The sequence below is a fragment of the Agromyces sp. P1_H4 genome (assembly GCF_056405255.1).
In genome coordinates, this window is the sequence record NZ_JBFUCL010000036.1 from 1 (window position 1) to 17,551 (window position 17,551).

13 protein-coding genes are annotated in these 17,551 nt (G+C 71.2%); 8 read left to right on the plus strand and 5 right to left on the minus strand.

What is annotated here, in order from left to right:
* The coding region (locus AC1DY2_RS04180; protein ID WP_476761260.1) for a prephenate dehydratase domain-containing protein at positions 1–612 on the minus strand (612 nt) is incomplete at its 3' end.
* Between the two features lie 80 nt (positions 613–692).
* On the opposite strand from AC1DY2_RS04180, the gene AC1DY2_RS04185 reads away from it, so the two are divergent.
* The 5 genes from AC1DY2_RS04185 (at position 693) to treZ (ending at position 10,311) form a co-directional block, all read left to right on the plus strand.
* Positions 693–1,985, plus strand: a complete 1,293-nt coding sequence (locus tag AC1DY2_RS04185; protein WP_476761261.1) for a DUF445 domain-containing protein — start codon at positions 693–695, stop codon at positions 1,983–1,985.
* 53 nt (positions 1,986–2,038) lie between these two features.
* Positions 2,039–3,673, plus strand: a complete 1,635-nt coding sequence (pgm, locus tag AC1DY2_RS04190) for a phosphoglucomutase (alpha-D-glucose-1,6-bisphosphate-dependent) (RefSeq protein WP_476761262.1) — start codon at positions 2,039–2,041, stop codon at positions 3,671–3,673.
* Positions 3,674–3,823: 150 nt separating this feature from the next.
* Positions 3,824–6,082, plus strand: coding sequence for a glycogen debranching protein GlgX (gene glgX, locus AC1DY2_RS04195; protein ID WP_476761263.1), 2,259 nt, complete (start codon positions 3,824–3,826; stop codon positions 6,080–6,082).
* Positions 6,083–6,136: 54 nt separating this feature from the next.
* Positions 6,137–8,467, plus strand: coding sequence for a malto-oligosyltrehalose synthase (gene treY, locus AC1DY2_RS04200; RefSeq protein WP_476761264.1), 2,331 nt, complete (start codon positions 6,137–6,139; stop codon positions 8,465–8,467).
* Complete coding sequence (gene treZ / locus AC1DY2_RS04205) at positions 8,464–10,311, plus strand: malto-oligosyltrehalose trehalohydrolase (RefSeq protein WP_476761265.1); 1,848 nt, start codon at positions 8,464–8,466, stop codon at positions 10,309–10,311. Before treY ends, treZ begins: the two co-directional genes overlap by 4 nt.
* On the opposite strand, the gene AC1DY2_RS04210 is transcribed toward treZ, so the two are convergent.
* Together AC1DY2_RS04210 and AC1DY2_RS04215 are read right to left on the minus strand one after the other, a co-directional pair.
* The gene (locus tag AC1DY2_RS04210) at positions 10,293–11,612 is read right to left on the minus strand and encodes an amidase domain-containing protein (RefSeq protein ID WP_476761266.1); all 1,320 of its coding nucleotides are present in this window, start codon (positions 11,610–11,612) and stop codon (positions 10,293–10,295) included. The two genes, treZ and AC1DY2_RS04210, sit on opposite strands and share 19 nt — an antisense overlap.
* Before the next feature lie 202 nt (positions 11,613–11,814).
* Positions 11,815–12,039, minus strand: a complete 225-nt coding sequence (locus AC1DY2_RS04215; RefSeq protein WP_476761267.1) for a hypothetical protein — start codon at positions 12,037–12,039, stop codon at positions 11,815–11,817.
* A 95-nt stretch (positions 12,040–12,134) separates the two neighbouring features.
* On the opposite strand from AC1DY2_RS04215, the gene AC1DY2_RS04220 reads away from it, so the two are divergent.
* Positions 12,135–12,731 carry a CGNR zinc finger domain-containing protein gene (locus tag AC1DY2_RS04220; RefSeq protein ID WP_476761268.1) on the plus strand — a complete coding sequence of 199 codons (597 nt, stop codon included), beginning with the start codon at positions 12,135–12,137 and terminating at the stop codon, positions 12,729–12,731.
* A 26-nt stretch (positions 12,732–12,757) separates the two neighbouring features.
* On the opposite strand, the gene AC1DY2_RS04225 is transcribed toward AC1DY2_RS04220, so the two are convergent.
* Both AC1DY2_RS04225 and AC1DY2_RS04230 read right to left on the minus strand, forming a co-directional pair.
* Positions 12,758–14,101 carry an MFS transporter gene (locus AC1DY2_RS04225; protein WP_476761269.1) on the minus strand — a complete coding sequence of 448 codons (1,344 nt, stop codon included), beginning with the start codon at positions 14,099–14,101 and terminating at the stop codon, positions 12,758–12,760.
* Between the two features lie 4 nt (positions 14,102–14,105).
* Entirely contained in the window at positions 14,106–14,918 is an 813-nt protein-coding gene (locus AC1DY2_RS04230; RefSeq protein ID WP_476761270.1) for a M15 family metallopeptidase, read from the minus strand.
* A gap of 244 nt (positions 14,919–15,162) precedes the next feature.
* Here AC1DY2_RS04230 and AC1DY2_RS04235 point away from each other — a divergent pair, with 244 nt between their 5' ends.
* Both AC1DY2_RS04235 and AC1DY2_RS04240 read left to right on the plus strand, forming a co-directional pair.
* Positions 15,163–16,440, plus strand: coding sequence for an ABC transporter substrate-binding protein (locus AC1DY2_RS04235; protein ID WP_396133113.1), 1,278 nt, complete (start codon positions 15,163–15,165; stop codon positions 16,438–16,440).
* Between the two features lie 79 nt (positions 16,441–16,519).
* Positions 16,520–17,551 (plus strand): carbohydrate ABC transporter permease (locus AC1DY2_RS04240; protein ID WP_476761271.1); only part of this gene is annotated, 1,032 nt, incomplete at its 3' end.

Here is a 17,551-nt window from a genome sequence, read left to right on the forward strand (position 1 = left end):
CGTCTTGTCTGCCCCGGTCGGCTCGGCGAGCACGCGCGAGCGCGACACGAGCACGAAGCGCGTGACGGCCTTCGGGTTGTCGCCGATGTCGCGGGCGAGCACGGCGAGGTCGAGGTGCTCGGTGATGCCGGGCGGGGCCACCGCGGCATCCGCCTGACTGCCTTCGAAGAGGGATGCCGCGGCCTGCACGTTGCTCGTCGCCGGGATGTGGCCGTGGTCGGGCAGCTCGCGCTCGAGCCAACCCCGCGACTGTGCGTAGGCGACGGGATGCGCGTTCACGATGCGCACGTCGGCGAGCGTGGTGCCGGGCCGGGCGACGAGCACGAAGTTCACGGGCACGAGGTACTCGCCGACGATGCGGAGGCCGGGCACGGTCGCGAGCGCGTCCTGGGTGGCCGACACCCCGCCCTCGACCGAGTTCTCGATCGCGATCATCGCGGCGGTCGAACGCCCGCTCGTGACATCCGCCAATGCCTCGCCCACGTTGTTCACCGACCGCCAGTGCTTGCCGGCCGCCTCGGGCACCTGCTTCAGCGCCGCCTCGGTGAAGGTGCCGGCCGGTCCGAGGTAGGAGTAGGTCTGCTCGGGCGGCGTGGAGGCGGCATCAGTCATGCACGCAAGCCTAGTGAGCGGGCGGGCGGCAGGCGCTAGCGTCGAAACGGACCGCAATCCCGACGCGAGGGGGCCGGCAGATGACGGCGATCGACGAGCTCCGTGCCACGCCAGTGCGCACGACACCCACCGACGAGGAGCGCCGGGTCGCGCTCCGCGGCATGAAACGGCTCGCGACGAGCCTGCTCCTCGTCGCGGCGGTCGTGTTCGCGGTGTCGTTCGCGCTGCAGGACCAGGTGCCGTGGCTTGCCTACGTGCGCGCGGCGGCCGAGGGCGCGATGGTCGGCGCGCTCGCCGACTGGTTCGCGGTCACGGCGCTGTTCCGCTACCCGCTCGGGCTGCGCATCCCGCACACCGCGATCATCCCGAACCGCAAGGACGAGATCGGCGCCACGCTCGGCGCCTTTGTCGAGGACGAGTTCCTCTCCGACGAGGTGGTCGTGGGCAAGCTGCGCTCGATCGGCATCGCGGCGCGGCTCGGCGAGTGGCTGTCGAGGCCCGAGAACGCCGAGCGGCTCACGGCCGAGGCATCCGTCGCCGCCCGCGGCGTGATGACCCTGCTCGGTGACGACGACGTCGAGGACGTGATCGAGAAGCTCGCGCGCCGGCACCTGTTCGAGCCCGAGTGGGGGCCCGCGATCGGGCGCATGGGCGAACGCCTCGTCGCCGCGAACCAGCAGCGCGCCGCCGTCGATGCGCTCTTCGAGAAGGCCGAGGAATGGCTCGAGGCGCACCCCGAGTCCATCGGCGGCATCGTCTCCGGCCGGATGCCCCGGTGGATGCCCGACTTCGTCGAGAAGTTCGTCGACGAGCGGGCGCACAAGGAGGTGCTCGCGTTCGTGCGCGCCGTGCGGGAGGACCCGGCGCACCCGATGCGCGAGACCATCGACCGCTACCTCGCCGACCTCGCGAACGACCTGCAGCACGACCCGCTCATGATCGGCCGGCTCGAGCAGCTGAAGGTCGACCTCCTCGAGAGCCCGCGGGTGCGCGAGTTCGCGGGCGAGGTGTGGACGAGCGTGAAGGACACCCTCGAGACGGCGCTCGGCGACCCCGACAGCGAGCTGCGGCAGGGGTTCCGGTCGGCGGTCGTGGAGGTCGGCATCCGGCTCTCGACCGATGCCGAGTTGGCGGCGAAGGTCGACGAATGGGTGACGGATGCCGCGGCCTACGTGGTGCGGAACTACCGCCACGAGATCGCCGGGGTCATCACCGAGACGGTCGAGCGATGGGATCCCAAGGAGACCACCGAGAAGCTCGAGCTGCAGGTCGGCCGCGACCTGCAGTTCATCCGCATCAACGGCACGGTCGTGGGCGCGCTCGCGGGGCTCGCCATCTACACGGTGGCCACCGGCATCCGATCGCTCATGTGACGCCGATGCGGCAAGGGGTGTCGGCGAGGGCCCTCCTTCGGCAGACTGGGCAGATGCACGAGCGAGCGGGAACCCCGGCGACCGAATCCGACCTGATCGACGTCGAGGCCCTCGTGAGGGCCTACTACGAGCGGAAACCCGACGTCTCGATCCCCGAGCAGCGGGTGGCGTTCGGCACCTCGGGCCATCGCGGCTCGGCGTTCAACACCGCGTTCAACGAGGACCACATCCTCGCCATCACGCAGGCCATCGTCGAGTACCGGGCCTCGCAGGGCATCACGGGCCCGCTGTTCATCGGTGCGGACACGCACGCGCTGAGCGCCCCCGCGCAGACCACGGCGCTCGACGTGCTCGTCGCCAACGGCGTGCGCGTGCTCGCCGACGAGTTCGACGACTACGTGCCCACCCCGGCGCTGTCGCACGCGATCCTGAAGTGGAACAACGACCCGGCCAAGCGCGCCGAGGGCGAGGCCGACGGCATCGTGATCACCCCGAGCCACAACCCGCCGCAGGACGGCGGCTTCAAGTACAACCCGCCGCACGGCGGCCCGGCCGACTCCGACGCCACCAACTGGATCGCGAACCGGGCGAACGAGCTCATCGCCGGCGGCCTCGCCGAGGTGAACCAGGCCGAGCCGAGCGGCGTCGAGACCTACGACTTCCGCGGCAACTACGTCGACGACCTCGCGAACATCATCGACTTCGACGCCATCCGCGAGGCCGGCCTGCACATCGGCGCCGACCCGCTGGGCGGGGCATCCGTGCATTACTGGGCCGCGATCCGCGACCGCTACGAGCTCGACCTCACCGTCGTGAACGAGCGCGTCGACCCCCGGTGGGCGTTCATGACGCTCGACTGGGACGGCAAGATCCGCATGGACCCGTCGTCGCCGAGCGCCATGGCGTCGGTGCTCGAGCACGGCGGCAGCTTCGACATCCTCACGGGCAACGACGCCGACGCCGACCGGCACGGCATCGTCACGCCCGACGGCGGCCTCATGAACCCCAACCACTACCTCGCCGTGGCGATCGAGTACCTCTTCGCGCACCGCCCGAACTGGCGGGCGGATGCCGCGATCGGCAAGACGCTCGTCTCGAGCTCGATGATCGACCGGGTCGCCGAGTCCCTCGGCCGACGCCTCTGGGAGGTGCCGGTCGGCTTCAAGTGGTTCGTGCCCGGACTCGTCGACGGCTCCGTGGGCTTCGGCGGCGAGGAGAGCGCCGGCGCCTCGTTCCTGCGATTCGACGGCACCGTCTGGACGACCGACAAGGACGGCATCCTGCTGTGCCTGCTCGCGTCCGAGATCCGCGCCGTCACGGGCAAGTCGCCCTCGCAGCTGTACGCGGAGCTCGTCGAGCGGTTCGGCGACCCCGCCTACCAGCGCACGGATGCCGCGGCCTCCCCCGCGCAGAAGGCCGCCCTCGGCAAGCTCGACGGCGACGCGATCGCCGCCACCGAACTGGCGGGCGAGCCCATCACGGCGAAGCTCTCTCGCGCACCCGGCAACGACGCGGCGATCGGCGGCGTGAAGGTGGCGACGGCCGACGCCTGGTTCGCCGCACGGCCGAGCGGGACCGAGGACGTGTACAAGATCTACGCCGAGTCCTTCCGAGGGCCGGAGCACCTCGCGCTCGTGCAGGAGGAGGCGAAGCGCGTCGTCACGGAGGCGCTGACTTCCGCGGGCTGACGCCCTTCCGCAGGCCGACGCCCGAGTGCAACCCCCCTTCGCGGGATTCGGGAGAACGCCGCCGATGATGCGAGGATCGCCCATGCGCGGCATCCGCCCGCTGCTCGATCAGCGCCGACCCCGAGTCCCATCCGACCACGAGGAGCTGCGATGGAAGCCTGGCCCGGATCCGCCTACCCGCTCGGCGCGACGTTCGACGGCAGCGGCACGAACTTCGCCCTGTTCAGCGAGTCGGCCGACCGCGTCGAGCTGTGCCTGTTCGACGAGGACGGCACCGAGACGCGCGTCGAGCTGCAGGACGTCGACGCGTTCGTCTGGCACGCGTACCTGCCGCACGTGCAGCCCGGGCAGCGGTACGGCTACCGCGTGCACGGCCACTGGGACCCGAACAACGGGCAGCGCGCGAACCCGAACAAGGTGCTGCTCGATCCGTACGCCAAGGCGATGGCGGGCGCGTTCGACTGGGACCAGTCGCTCTTCGGGTACGACTTCGGCGACCCCGACTCGCGCAACGACGACGACTCCGCCGGCCACGTCATGCACTCGGTCGTGATCAACCCGTTCTTCGACTGGGCGGGCGACCGGCACCCCAACACGCCCTACTCCGAGACGCTGATCTACGAGGCGCACGTCAAGGGGCTCACGCAGCTGCATCCGGATGTCCCTGAGGACCAGCGCGGCACGTACGCCGGCGTCGCGCACCCCGCCGTGATCGACCACCTGCGCAAGCTCGGCGTCACGGCGATCGAGCTCATGCCCGTGCACCAGTTCGTGCAGGACTCGACGCTCGAGGAGAAGGGCCTGCGCAACTACTGGGGCTACAACACCATCGGGTTCTTCGCGCCGCACAACGAGTACTCGTCGACGGGCGAGCTCGGCCAGCAGGCGCAGGAGTTCAAGAGCATGGTGCGCGCCATGCACGAGGCGGGCATCGAGGTCATCCTCGACGTGGTCTACAACCACACCGCCGAGGGCAACCACCTCGGCCCGACGATCGCGTTCCGTGGCATCGACAACGCCGCCTACTACCGCCTCGAGGAGAAGGACAAGCGGTACTACACCGACTACACCGGCACGGGCAACTCGCTGAACGTGCGGCATCCGCACGCCCTGCAGCTCATCATGGACAGCCTGCGGTACTGGGTCACCGAGATGCGCGTCGACGGGTTCCGATTCGACCTTGCGGCCACCCTGGCGCGCGAGTTCTACGACGTCGACCGCCTCTCGAGCTTCTTCGAGCTCGTGCAGCAGGACCCGGTGGTGTCGCAGGTGAAGCTCATCGCCGAGCCGTGGGACGTCGGCCCCGGCGGCTACCAGGTGGGCAACTTCCCGCCGCAGTGGTCGGAGTGGAACGGCAAGTACCGCGACGAGGTCCGCGACTTCTGGCGCGGCGAGCCGTCGAGCCTCGGCGAGTTCGCCTCGCGCATCACGGGTTCGGCCGACCTCTACGAGAACAGCGGGCGCAAGCCGGTCGCCTCGATCAACTTCGTGACCGCGCACGACGGCTTCACCATCCGCGACCTCGTCTCGTACAACGAGAAGCACAACGACGCCAACGGCGAGGACGGCAAGGACGGCGAATCGCACAACCGCTCGTGGAACTCGGGCGCCGAGGGCGACACCGACGACCCGGAGGTGCTCGCACTGCGCGCACGGCAGCAGCGCAACTTCCTCGCGACCCTGCTGCTGTCGCAGGGCGTGCCCATGCTCCTGCACGGCGACGAGCTCGGCCGCACCCAGCAGGGCAACAACAACACGTACGCGCAGGACAACGAGCTGAGCTGGGTGCACTGGGACCAGGCCGACAAGCCGCTCATCGAGTTCACGGCGGCGGTCGCCAGGCTGCGGAAGGACCACCCGACGTTCCGCCGGAGCCGGTTCTTCGACGGCCGGCCGGTCGAGATCGAGGAGGGCGAGGAGAGCCCCGAGGGTGCTCCGCTGCCCGACATCGTCTGGCTGCGGCCCGACGGCACGCAGATGCGGGAGCAGGACTGGGACGCCCCCCTCGGCCGGGCCGTCGGCGTCTACCTCAACGGCGAGGGCATCCGCCAGCGTGACGCGCGCGGCGAGCCCATCGTCGACGTCGACTTCCTGCTGTTCTACAACGCCGAGCCCGAGGATGCCGAGTTCCGCATCCCTCCCCGCACGAACCAGATGTGGGACGTCGTGATCGACACGGCGGGCCGGTCGGCGGACAGCGAGCCGAAGTCGGCCGGCGACACGTTCACGCTCGAGGGCAGGTCGATGCTCGTGCTCTGCGCGCACACCGAGCCCGAGACCGAGCCCGACCACTCGGTCGCCGCCTCCCTCGCGGTGCGCACGTCGCAGGGCAGCCAGGCGCAGCTGCCGGGCGGCGCACCGGGCACCTCGGGCGGCGTGCAGTCCACGACCGTGCACCCGCCGACGTAGGCCCGCGTCGGCCGCCCGACCTCACGCCACCGAGCGACGACCGAAGGGACATCCGTGAAGGCACCCGTCTCGACCTACCGCATCCAGGTGCGCCCCTCGTTCGACCTCGACGCGGTCGCCGACGTGATCGGCTACCTGCACGAGCTCGGCGCCGACTGGGTGTACCTCTCGCCCATCCTCGAGGCCGAGTCCGGCTCCGACCACGGGTACGACGTCGTCGACCACGCGCTCGTCGATCCCGCGCGGGGCGGGGCCGACGGCCTCGAACGGGCGGCGGCCGCGGCGCGCGCCCACGGCATGGGCGTGCTCGTCGACATCGTGCCGAACCACGTCGGCGTGGCGACGCCCGCGGCGATGGCCTGGTGGTGGGACGTGCTGGCGAACGGACGCGATTCCGCGCACGCCGAGGCGTTCGACATCGACTGGGACTTCGGCGGCGGGCGCCTGCGCATCCCGGTGCTCGGCAGCGCCGACGACCTCGGCGCGCTGCGGCTCGTGGCGACGGATGCCGCGTTCGAGCTGCACTACTTCGACCACCGCTTCCCCGTGGCGGCGGGCACCGCGGCCGACGGCGACGATCCCGTGGCGGTGCACGCCCGCCAGCACTACGAGCTCGTCGACTGGCGCCGCGCCGACGCCGACCTCAACTACCGGCGCTTCTTCGCAGTGAACACGCTCGCCGCCATCCGGGTCGAGGTGCCGCGCGTGTTCGACGAGAGCCACGCCGAGATCGCGCGCTGGTTCGAGGCGGGCCTCGCCGACGGCCTGCGGGTCGACCACCCCGACGGGCTGCGGCATCCGGGCGCCTACCTCGACCGCCTCGCCGAACTGACCGGCGGCGCGTACGTGCTGGTCGAGAAGATCCTCGAGGGCGACGAGCGGATGCCGCGGGGCTGGGCCACGGAGGGCACCACCGGGTACGACGCCCTCGGCGACATCGACCGGGTGCTCGTCGATCCCGCCGGCGAGGCGCCGCTCACCGACCTCGACACCCGCCTGCGCGGCGGCGAGCCGGTGGACTGGGCCGAGCTCATCCACGACACGAAGCGCGCGGTGGCCGACGGCATCCTCCGCTCCGAGGTGCTGCGCCTCGACCGCGAGCTCGCGGCGGCCGCCCCCGCCTCCGAGCACTTGGCCGAGGTCGCCGACGCCGTCGCCGAGCTGCTCGCCTGCTTCCCGGTCTATCGGTCGTACCTGCCGTTCGGCGAGGAGCACCTCCGCGAGGCCGCGGAGCTCGCGACCCGGCACCGGCCCGACCTCGCCCCGGAGATCGAACGACTGCTGCCGATCCTCGCCGATCCCGAGCATCCGGCGGCGCAGCGCTTCCAGCAGACGAGCGGCATGGTCATGGCCAAGGGCGTGGAGGACACCGCGTTCTACCGGTACCCGCGGCTCACCAGCCTGACCGAGGTCGGCGGCGACCCGGCGGAGTTCGCGATCGACGTCGCCGGCTTCCATGGCCGGTCGGCTTCCCGGCACGAGCGGATGCCACGGTCGATGACCACCCTGTCGACGCACGATACGAAGCGCGGCGAGGATGTGCGCGCCCGCATCGACGTGATCGCGGAGGTGCCCGAGGAGTGGTCGGCGGCGCTCGACGAGCTGGACGAGCTCGCCCCGCTCGACGACCGGCCGCTCGCGAACCTGCTGTGGCAGGCCGTCGTCGGCGTCTGGCCTGCGAGCCGGGAGCGCCTGCACGCCTATGCCGAGAAGGCCGCCCGGGAGGCGGGGAACTCGACGGGGTGGGCGGCGCCCGACGCCGCCTTCGAGGAGCGGATGCATGGCCTGGTCGACGCGGCGTTCGACGACGAGCGCGTGCGCGCGGTGGTCGACCGACTCGTGGCGCGGCTCGAGCTGCCCGGCTGGTCGAACGGGCTGAGCGCGAAGCTGCTGCAACTCACGGCACCCGGGGTGCCCGACGTGTACCAGGGCAGCGAGCTGTGGGAGCAGTCGCTCGTCGACCCCGACAACCGACGCCCGGTCGACTTCGATGCGCGGCGTCGCATGCTGGCCGAGCTCGACGCGGGCGCGCGGCCACCGATCGACGCGTCGGGCGCCGCGAAGCTCCTCGTCACGAGCCGGGCGCTCCGCCTGCGACGGGACCGACCTGAGCTCTTCGAGGACTATATGCCGCTCCCGGCATCCGGCGCGGCGGCCGACCACCTCGTCGGCTTCGACCGTGGCGGCGCGATCACGCTGGCCACCCGGTTGCCCCTCGCTCTCGCGGAGCGCGGCGGGTGGGGCGACACCGTCGTCGACGTCGGGAGCGCGCCGCTCACCGACGTGCTCACCGGGCGCCATCACCAGGGCGGCGTGCTCCGGCTGGCCGAGGTGCTGCACGACTACCCGGTGGCACTGCTCGTCGAAGAGGGAGGCCTCGCGTGACCGAGTTCCGCGTGTGGGCGCCACGGGCGACCCGGRTGACCCTGCAGCTCGACGGCACGCGGCATCCGATGACCGACGACGGCGGMGGCTGGTGGACGACCGCCGCCGCCGGACGCGACTACGGCTACCTCATCGACGATGCCGACACCCCGCGGCCCGACCCCCGGTCGCGGCGCCAGCCCGATGGGGTGCACGGGCTCTCCCGCGTCTTCGACCCCGGCGCGTACGCATGGCAGGACGGCGGCTGGACCGGGCGGCAGCTCGCCGGCGGCGTGATCTACGAGCTGCACGTCGRCACGTTCACGCCCCAGGGCACCCTCGACTCCGCGATCGAACGGCTCGACCACCTCGTCGAGCTCGGCGTGGACCTGGTCGAGGTGCTGCCCGTCAACGCGTTCAACGGCACGCACAACTGGGGCTACGACGGCGTGCTCTGGTACGCGGTGCACGAGGCCTACGGCGGGCCCGACGCCTACCAGCGGTTCGTCGACGCGTGCCACGCGCGCGGGCTCGCGGTCGTGCAGGACGTGGTCTACAACCACCTCGGCCCGAGCGGAAACTACCTCCCCGAGTTCGGCCCCTACCTGCACGACGCGCGCGCGAACACCTGGGGCGCCTCGGTGAACCTCGACGGCCCCGACTCCGGCGAGGTGCGGCGGTTCATCATCGACAACGCGCTGATGTGGTTGCGCGACTTCCACGTCGACGGGCTGCGCCTCGACGCCGTGCACGCGCTCGTCGACCACGGCGCCGTGCACCTGCTCGAGGAGCTCGCCACCGAGGTCGACGCCCTGTCGGCGCAGGTCGGCCGTCCGCTCACCCTCATCGCCGAGAGCGACCTCAACGACCCGAGGATGATCCGCCCGCGCGAGGCGCACGGCACCGGCATCACCGCCCAGTGGAGCGACGACTTCCACCACGCCGTGCACGTCGCCGTGTCGGGTGAGACCGTCGGCTACTACGCCGACTTCGCGCCGCTCACGGCGCTCCGCGACGTGTTCGAGCGCGGGTTCTTCCACGCCGGCACCTGGTCGAGCTTCCGCGGCCGGGTGCACGGCAGGCCCATCGACCGGGAGCGCACGCCCGCCTGGCGCCTCGTGGTGTTCGACCAGGACCACGACCAGGTCGGCAACCGGGCCGCGGGCGACYGGCTCGCGGCATCCGTCGACGAAGGCGGACTCGCGATCGCCGCTGCATTGACCCTGCTCTCGCCGTTCACGCCCATGCTGTTCATGGGCGAGGAGTGGGCGGCGTCGACGCCGTGGCAGTTCTTCACGTCGCACCCCGAGCCCGAGCTCGGCCGGGCCACCGCCGAGGGCCGGATCGCCGAGTTCGCGCGCATGGGGTGGGACCCGGCGGTCGTGCCCGACCCGCAGGACCCCGAGACGTTCCGGCGGTCGAGGCTCGACTGGAGCGAGCCGTATCCCGAGCCGGTGCCGCCGACCCTGCCCGAGTCAGGTGACTTCGGGTTCGTGGGCGGCGCCAGGGCGCCTGAGACCCTGCACACGCGGATGCTGCGGTGGTACCGGCAGCTCATCGTGCTGCGTCGGCTCCGGCCCGAGCTCACCGACCCGTCGATGCTCGCCACGCGCGTCGAGGTCGGCGAGGCGACCCGAACGGTGCTCGTCCACCGTGGCCCGCTCGTGATCGCGGTGAACCTGGGCACGGATGCCGCGCCGGACGTGCCGCTCGCCGGCCGGGTGCTGCTCCGCTCGGCCGACGGCGGCTGGGGCACGGACGCGCGGGTCGCCTCGCTGGTGCTGCCGGCACGGTCGGTGACGGTGGTCGATACCGCGGACGCGCCGCTCGATCGACCCGGAGGCGGTCAGCGGATCGAGAAGTAGTGCACCGATCCGCCGCCGCTGGCGAGCGCCTCGTCCACGTCCCAGTAGTCGGCGTCCTTGGTGTGGCCGCCGACCCAGACCTTGGTGCCCGCGGCGGAGTGCTCGACGCGCGTGACGACGGCGGTGTGGTCCCGGTCGCCCGAGCCGTCCCAGTCGAACTGGGCGATGTCGCCGACCTTCACGAGGGTGCGCTGCGAGTCGTCGAGCTCGGTGGCCCGGTCGGTGCGGCCGCGCAGGTAGTCGCCGAGCGCCGTCGAACTCGCCCACGTGGGCGACATCGCACCCGAGCCGCCGTCGTAGTACCAGCCGCCGTCCATGGACCAGCCGCGCGCGACGAGCGACTGGCTGGCGAAGTTCGCGCAGTCGTTGCCCGAGAGCACCGGGTAGGCGCCCGAGTTGTAGTCGCTCCAGTGCGCGAGCACGTAGGCGACCTGCGCGTCGATCCCGGGGTCGCTCGTGTACGTGAGGCTGAGCGTGCGCGGGGCCATCGGCGCCTTCGGCTCCGCCGCGCCCGTGAGCTCGCCCGTGAGCGGCTGCACCACCGAGGTGCCGGCGGCGACCACGGCGGTCGGCGTCTCGACCTCCACGGGTGCGCCCGCGGCATCCGCGAAGCTCACGACGGCCGCGGTGCCGAGCGCGGTGTCGGCGACCGCGGGCACCGCGAAGGTCATCTGCGTGTCTGCGGCGGCGACGATGGTGGCGGGAACGCCGCCGACGCTGACCGCGGCCACCTCGTCGAGCCGGTCGCCCGAGACGGTGACCTGCGTGCCGCCGCTGAACGGCGCGGCCGCCACCGAGAGGTCGCTCGTGACGGTCGGGCCGTCGTAGGCGTCGACCTGGACGTCGGGTGCGGCGATGGTGTCGGTGACGCTCGTCGCCTTCGTGCCGGATGCCGCGGCGATCGTCGAGGAGCCGGTTCGGTCGTCGTCGGCGGATGCCGCGACCGCGCCGAATGCGCTCACGCCCAGGATGGCCGTGGCGCAGCCGAGCGCCACCGTGCGGCGGAACGCGCCGCCCGTCGCCCGGCGGTTGCGCACGTGGTCGGCCCGATGACGGGGCTTGTGCGAGACGGTGCGCGGCGTGGGGGCCGGAGCCTGGGCCTGGGCCTGCTCGGGCTCCTGCTCCGGCTCCTGCTCCTGCTCCTGCGTCTGCAGGGCGATCGGGGCAGGGTCGACCGGCAGGGGCACGGCGAGGTCGGCGGGTTCGCCGCCGGCATCGAGCGCCGGAACGGCGTCGGGTCGAGTCGATGGTGCGCGGAAGGTGGCGCGGCGAAGCAGGGGCAGTTCAGGAGTGTGGGGCACAGCGAGGGGATTCCGTGTCGGCAGGAAGGGGGACATGACAGCCCATCACGCGTTTTTGTGAGGATCCCTCTCGGACACTGGGAAAGCCGTGAGAGCGTGATCACACGGAGCGTTCGGGTTTCACGGATGCACCACGCGCGAGCCCCTCGCCAGTCACGTCGCTCGTCGGCGCCCCGCGGTCGCCATGCTCCGCCCTCAGCGCTCAGCCGCCCCGATGCAGGATGCCGAACGCCCACGGCGGGATCTGGTCGACCCAGTCACTGCGGGCGGCCTGCCGCTCGAACCGCGTCGCGCGTCGATGTGCCCGCCAGGCTGAGAATCGGCTCCGGAGTCCTGTCTGGGTCACAGCCTCGGTCCCCATCGTCGCGACCGCCGGCGCGCGGCCGAACCGCTGGTCGCGCGCGCCCGTGTCAGTGATGCCCGACATGATGAACCTCCTTCGTTGACACCAGTGAAATATTTTCAGTGGTGTTTCTACCGTGCGCGCTTCCGTCACACCTGTCAAGGGGTTACGCTGGTGTCATGGGTGCACAGACCGACCTGGCGTTCCAGAAGGAGGACGAGGTCATCCCCCCGTCCCTTCGGCTCGTGCGCGACTTCGTGAACACCGTCGAGTACCAGCTCGACGACGAGCGGCTGAGTGAACCGGCCGACCTCGCAGCCTGGCTCGGCTCACGCGGCCTCCTCGACGAGGGTGCTCGCGTGACCGCCGACGACCTCGCCTTCGCAACGCAGCTGCGCGAGGGGCTGCGCGGAGTGCTCGAACTCCACGCCGGGCACGAGCCCGACCCCACCGCCGTCGCTCGACTGAATGAGGCGCTCGCCCAGCTGCCGGTGCACGTGCAGTTCGTCGAGGCCGAGTCGTTCGAGCTCGAACCCGCCGGGGCCGACCCCGTCCGACGAGCGCTCGGCGGCCTGCTCGACGCCGTGCGCCGGTCGATCGACGACGGCACGTGGCCCAGGCTCAAGGCCTGCGCCCGCGACTCCTGCCGCTGGGCGTACTACGACCACTCGCGCAACCGGTCGAGCCGCTGGTGCACCATGGCCGGCTGCGGCAACGCGGTCAAGATGAAGAAGGCCTACGCGGCGCGGAAGGACCGCCGGCCTGACGACGACTGAGGCCGCCGGGGCCCCGGGCCGCGCGATCAGGCGGCGGCGCTGCGGGCGAGCACCCGCGCGCGCAGCCCCGCGATCGCCAGGGGCACGAGAACGAAGATCGCCACCACGTTCACGCCCGCGAATCCGCCCACGCCGAGCACCACGCCGGACAGGGCAGCGGATGCCGCGGCGGCGATGTTCATCGACGCATCCGTGGCTCCCTGCAACGGCACCCGCAGCGGCTCGTCGACGGAGGTCGTGAGCAGCGTGGACCCGCCGATCAGGCCGGCGGACCAACCCAGCCCGAGCAGGCCGAGCGCGAACGGCATGAGCACGAGCAGGCTGTCGGCGGGGGCGAGGATGCCGATGACCGTCGCTGAGATGAGCAGCGCGGCACCGATCGCGATGACCCGCTCGGACCCGATGCGGTCGGAGAGCCAGCCCATGAGCGGGCTCGCCCCGTACATGCCGAGGATGTGGATGCTGAGCACGACGCCGACGAGCGAGAGCGACAGCCCGTGCTCGGTCATGTGCAGCGGCGTCATCACCATCACGCCGACCATCACCGTGTGCGAGCACACGATCGCGAGGAAGGCGACGAGCGCCCTCGGGTTGCGGAGCGCCACGCTCAGCGCCGCCCACGCGCCGACCTTGGCCGGCGATGCGCCCGGCGATGCGTCCGGCGATGCGCCCGGCGATGCGTCGAGTGCGACGGCCGGGTCCCCGACGTCGGGCGGAGCACTCGGTTCATCGGCCGCAGGCGCCGACGGATCCACCGCCAGGTGCCCGGCCCGGGGCGTGCGCAGCAGCGTGCCCACGAGCAGGGCCGACAGCGCGAACGCGACCGCGGAGAAGACGAAGGGTCCCACGAGCGGCGGCAGCCCGAGCGCCTGGCCGAACTCGTCGCCCGACTCCGAGAGCAGCGGCCCCGCGACCGAGCCGATCGTCGTCGCCCACAGTACGAGCGACATGGAGCGCGCCTCGAACCCGGGCGCCGCCACCTCCGTCCCCGCGAATCGGGCCTGCAGGCCTGCGGCGCTCGCGGCGCCGAACGCTGCGAGTCCGAGGAAGACGAGAGCCGGCATGCCGCTCGTCGCCGCAGTGACCACGAGCACGGCGCCGCCGAAGGCCAACGCGTACCCGGTCGCGAGTGCGACATGGCGGCCGGCGCGCACGGCCAGGCGCGCGAGCGGAATGGCGACGATCGCGGCGCCGAGCACGCTCGACGACTGTGCGAGTCCGCCCATCGCCACGGTGTCGGTGAGGTCGGCGGTGAGGATCGCCGCGAGGGCCATGCCCGTCGCGACCCCGGCGCCGGCGAGGAGCTGGTTGACGATCAGCACCGTCAGCGCGAGGCCGCGTCGCGGCATCCGTTCGCCCTGACCGGTCATCGACTCACTCGTAGTCGGGCGCGGCCGGAAGGCCGAAGAATTCCTCGAGGGTGGTGAAGCCGGTGTCGTGCATCTCGGTGGCCAGCTCGGTGCCGACATAGCGGTAGTGCCACGGTTCGAACGAATAGCCGGTGACGTCGGTCTTGTCGGCCGGGTAGCGCATGATGAAGCCGAAGCGCCAGGCGTTGTCGCGCAGCCAGGCGCCCTCGGGGGTGTCCGCGAAGCACTCGGCCAGCGAGCAGTCGCCCGAGGCGGCGCCGATGTCCATCGTCAGGCCGGTCTGGTGCTCGCTGAACCCGGGCCGCGCCGTGGTGAGGTCGTCGCCGTCGTAGACCTCCTCCTGGGCGGAGTACGAGCGGTAGGCGCTGTTCGAGGCGAGCTCGAGGCCGGCTTCCGCGAGGGCCGCGTCGAACATCGCGACCACGGCGTCGGATGCCTCCTGGCGCAGCTCGGGCTCCCAGGTGTGCTCCACCGGCACCGCGACGAGGTCGTCGGGCTCGTAGTCCTGCGGGTTGAGCGGACGCAGCTTGTTGACGACGACCCAGATGCTCGTCGGGTCGTCGATGGAGCGGGCGGCCTTGTCGAACGAGGCGACGGTGGCGGGCGCGGGAAGGGCTTCGGGGGCCGGGCGTGGCGTCTCGGTGGCGCTGTCGCCGGAACCGGTCGAGGACCCCGCGACCGCCGGGTCGGCGCCGCTGACGTACCCGACCACGAGCACGGCGATCGCGATCAGCACGACGCTCAGCGACAGTGCGATGACCATGCGCCGCCGCTCCCGCACGGCGTCGCTCGGCTCCCGGCGCTCGCTTCCAGACACCGTTCGAGTGTACGCGGCGTCGCGGAGGGACCGCGTGTCGCGCCATCGCCGCGCCGCCCGCGCGCGCCGATATGCAGCTCGCATTTGGTTACAGCTCAGTAACGAACGCCCAGAATGAGAGCGCTCTCTTGACAACGATGATCGCGCTCTCATAACATCGCCCTGCATCGTGAGAGCGCTCTCAGCTCAAGCCTGAGCGCGACCTCACGTGACCATTCCGCAACCCCACCACGCACACAAGGGAGTGACCGTGAAGCTTTCACGACGCACCAAGGCGATCGCCGCCGTAGCCGGCGCCGCATCCATCGCCCTCCTCGCCTCGGGCTGTTCCCCGAGCTCGGACTCGGGCTCCAGCGACGGCCCGATCGAACTGAGCGTCGCGACGTTCAACGACTTCGGCTACACCGACGAGCTCCTCCAGGAGTACATGGACGAGAACCCGAACGTGAAGGTCGTGCAGAACAAGGCCGCGACGTCGAACGATGCGCGCGCCAACTACTTCCAGAAGCTCGGCAAGAAGGGCCTGGCCGACGTCGAGGCCATCGAGGTCGACTGGCTTCCCGAGGTCATGAAGTACTCCGACCTCCTCGCCGAGGTGCCCGCGGGCACCGCAGACCGCTGGCTCGACTGGAAGGTCGACGCCGCGACCGACGCCGACGGCCGCCTCATCGGCTACGGCACCGACATCGGCCCCGAGGGCGTGTGCTACCGCTCCGACCTGTTCGCCGCCGCCGGCCTCCCCACGGACCGCGAAGAGGTCGCCGCGCTGCTCGAGGGCGACTGGAACAAGTACTTCGAGGTCGGCGCGCAGTACACCGCCGCCACCGGCAAGGCCTGGTTCGACTCGGCGGGCAGCACCTACCAGGGCATGATCAACCAGGTCGAGGCCGCCTACGAGGACCCCGACTCCGGTGACATCACCGCGACCGAGAACGCCGACGTCGAGGACATCTACAACGCCGTACTCGACGCGAGCGCCACGCAGTCCGCGCACCTCGGCCAGTGGAGCGACGACTGGTTCGCCGGCGTCGGCAACGGCGCGTACGCGACCATGCTCTGCCCGGGCTGGATGCTCGGTGTCATCTCCGGCAACGCCGAGGGCGTCACCGGCTGGGACGTCGCGAACGTCTTCCCGAGCGGTGGCGGCAACTGGGGCGGCTCGTACCTGACCGTTCCGGCCAACGGCGCTCACGTCGAAGAGGCGCAGAAGCTGGCCGACTGGCTGACCGCTCCCGAGCAGCAGATCAAGGCCTTCGTCAATGCCGGCACCTTCCCGAGCCAGAACGACGCCTACACCGATGAGGCCCTCACCGGCTTCGTGAACGAGTACTTCAACAACGCGCCCGTCGGCCAGATCTTCACGGATCGTGCCAAGGCGGTCTCGGTGGCGCCGTTCAAGGGCGAGTACTACTTCCAGATCAACGACGCCATGCAGAAGGCCCTGACCCGTGTCGAGGACGGCACGCAGGACAAGCAGGCGTCGTGGGACCAGTGGGTCTCCGAAGTCGAGGCGATCGGCTAGTCGGCCCTCCGCGGGGGGCCGGGCGCGCCCGGCCCCCCGCGGACTCCCGTCCGCAGCATCCGGAAGCAGAGGAACGACCGTGACATCCACCGCCACCGCGCCCCCGTCATCCACCGAACGACCGCAGCAGGCCGGCGGCGCACCGGCGCCGAGGGATCCGCGGCGCATCGCGTTCGGCCACCGCCTCAGCCGGTGGGACCTGAAGCTCTCGCCCTACCTCTACATCTCGCCGTTCTTCATCCTCTTCATCGTCGTCGGGCTGTTCCCGATCGCCTACACGGCGGTCATCTCCTTCATGGACTGGGACCTCGTCCGCAACTCGGGCACGTTCATCGGCTTCGACCAGTACGTCTACGTGCTCACCCAGCCGAAGTTCTGGATCGCCCTCCGCAACACCTTCAGCATCTTCCTGCTCTCGAGCATCCCCCAGCTGGTCGCCGCGATCTTCATCGCCGCCATGCTCGACCAGAACATCCGCGCCAAGACCTTCTGGCGCATGGGCGTGCTCGTCCCCTACGTGATGGCACCCGTCGCCGTCGCCCTCATCTTCAGCAACATGTTCGGCGACAAGTTCGGCCTCGTGAACTCGGTGCTGACCGACCTGGGCCTGCCGCCGGTCATGTGGCACAGCGACGCGTTCGCCAGTCACATCGCCATCGCGACCATGGTGAACTTCCGCTGGACCGGTTACAACACGCTCATCCTCCTCGCCGCGATGCAGGCCATCCCGCGCGACTACTACGAGGCGGCCGCCATCGACGGCGCCAGCAAGTTCCGGCAGTTCTTCGCCATCACCGTGCCGAGCCTCCGGCCCACCCTCATCTTCGTGATCATCACGTCGACGATCGGCGGCCTGCAGATCTTCGACGAGCCGCGCATGTACGACCAGTACGGCACCGGCGGCGCCGACTCGCAGTGGCTCACCATCACGCTCTACCTCTACGACATCGGCTGGGGCCAGTGGAACTTCGGCCGGGCTGCGGCGCTCGCCTGGATCCTCTTCCTCATCATCCTGGCCATCGGCGTCATCAACCTGCTCGTCACGCAGAAGGTGGTGCGAGACGAGGGCCGGCGGGATGCCGCGAGCGGGCGCCAGCGCCGCGCCGCCGCC

What these genes read in the sequence shown, in the direction of transcription:
- AC1DY2_RS04185 (WP_476761261.1), top strand. Translation starts at nt 693, where the DNA reads ATGACGGCGATCGACGAGCTCCGTGCCACGCCAGTGCGCACGACACCC.
- pgm (WP_476761262.1), top strand. Translation starts at nt 2,039, where the DNA reads ATGCACGAGCGAGCGGGAACCCCGGCGACCGAATCCGACCTGATCGAC.
- glgX (WP_476761263.1), top strand. Translation starts at nt 3,824, where the DNA reads ATGGAAGCCTGGCCCGGATCCGCCTACCCGCTCGGCGCGACGTTCGAC.
- AC1DY2_RS04215 (WP_476761267.1), bottom strand. Translation starts at nt 12,039, where the DNA reads ATGTCGGGCATCACTGACACGGGCGCGCGCGACCAGCGGTTCGGCCGC.
- AC1DY2_RS04220 (WP_476761268.1), top strand. Translation starts at nt 12,135, where the DNA reads ATGGGTGCACAGACCGACCTGGCGTTCCAGAAGGAGGACGAGGTCATC.
- AC1DY2_RS04225 (WP_476761269.1), bottom strand. Translation starts at nt 14,101, where the DNA reads ATGACCGGTCAGGGCGAACGGATGCCGCGACGCGGCCTCGCGCTGACG.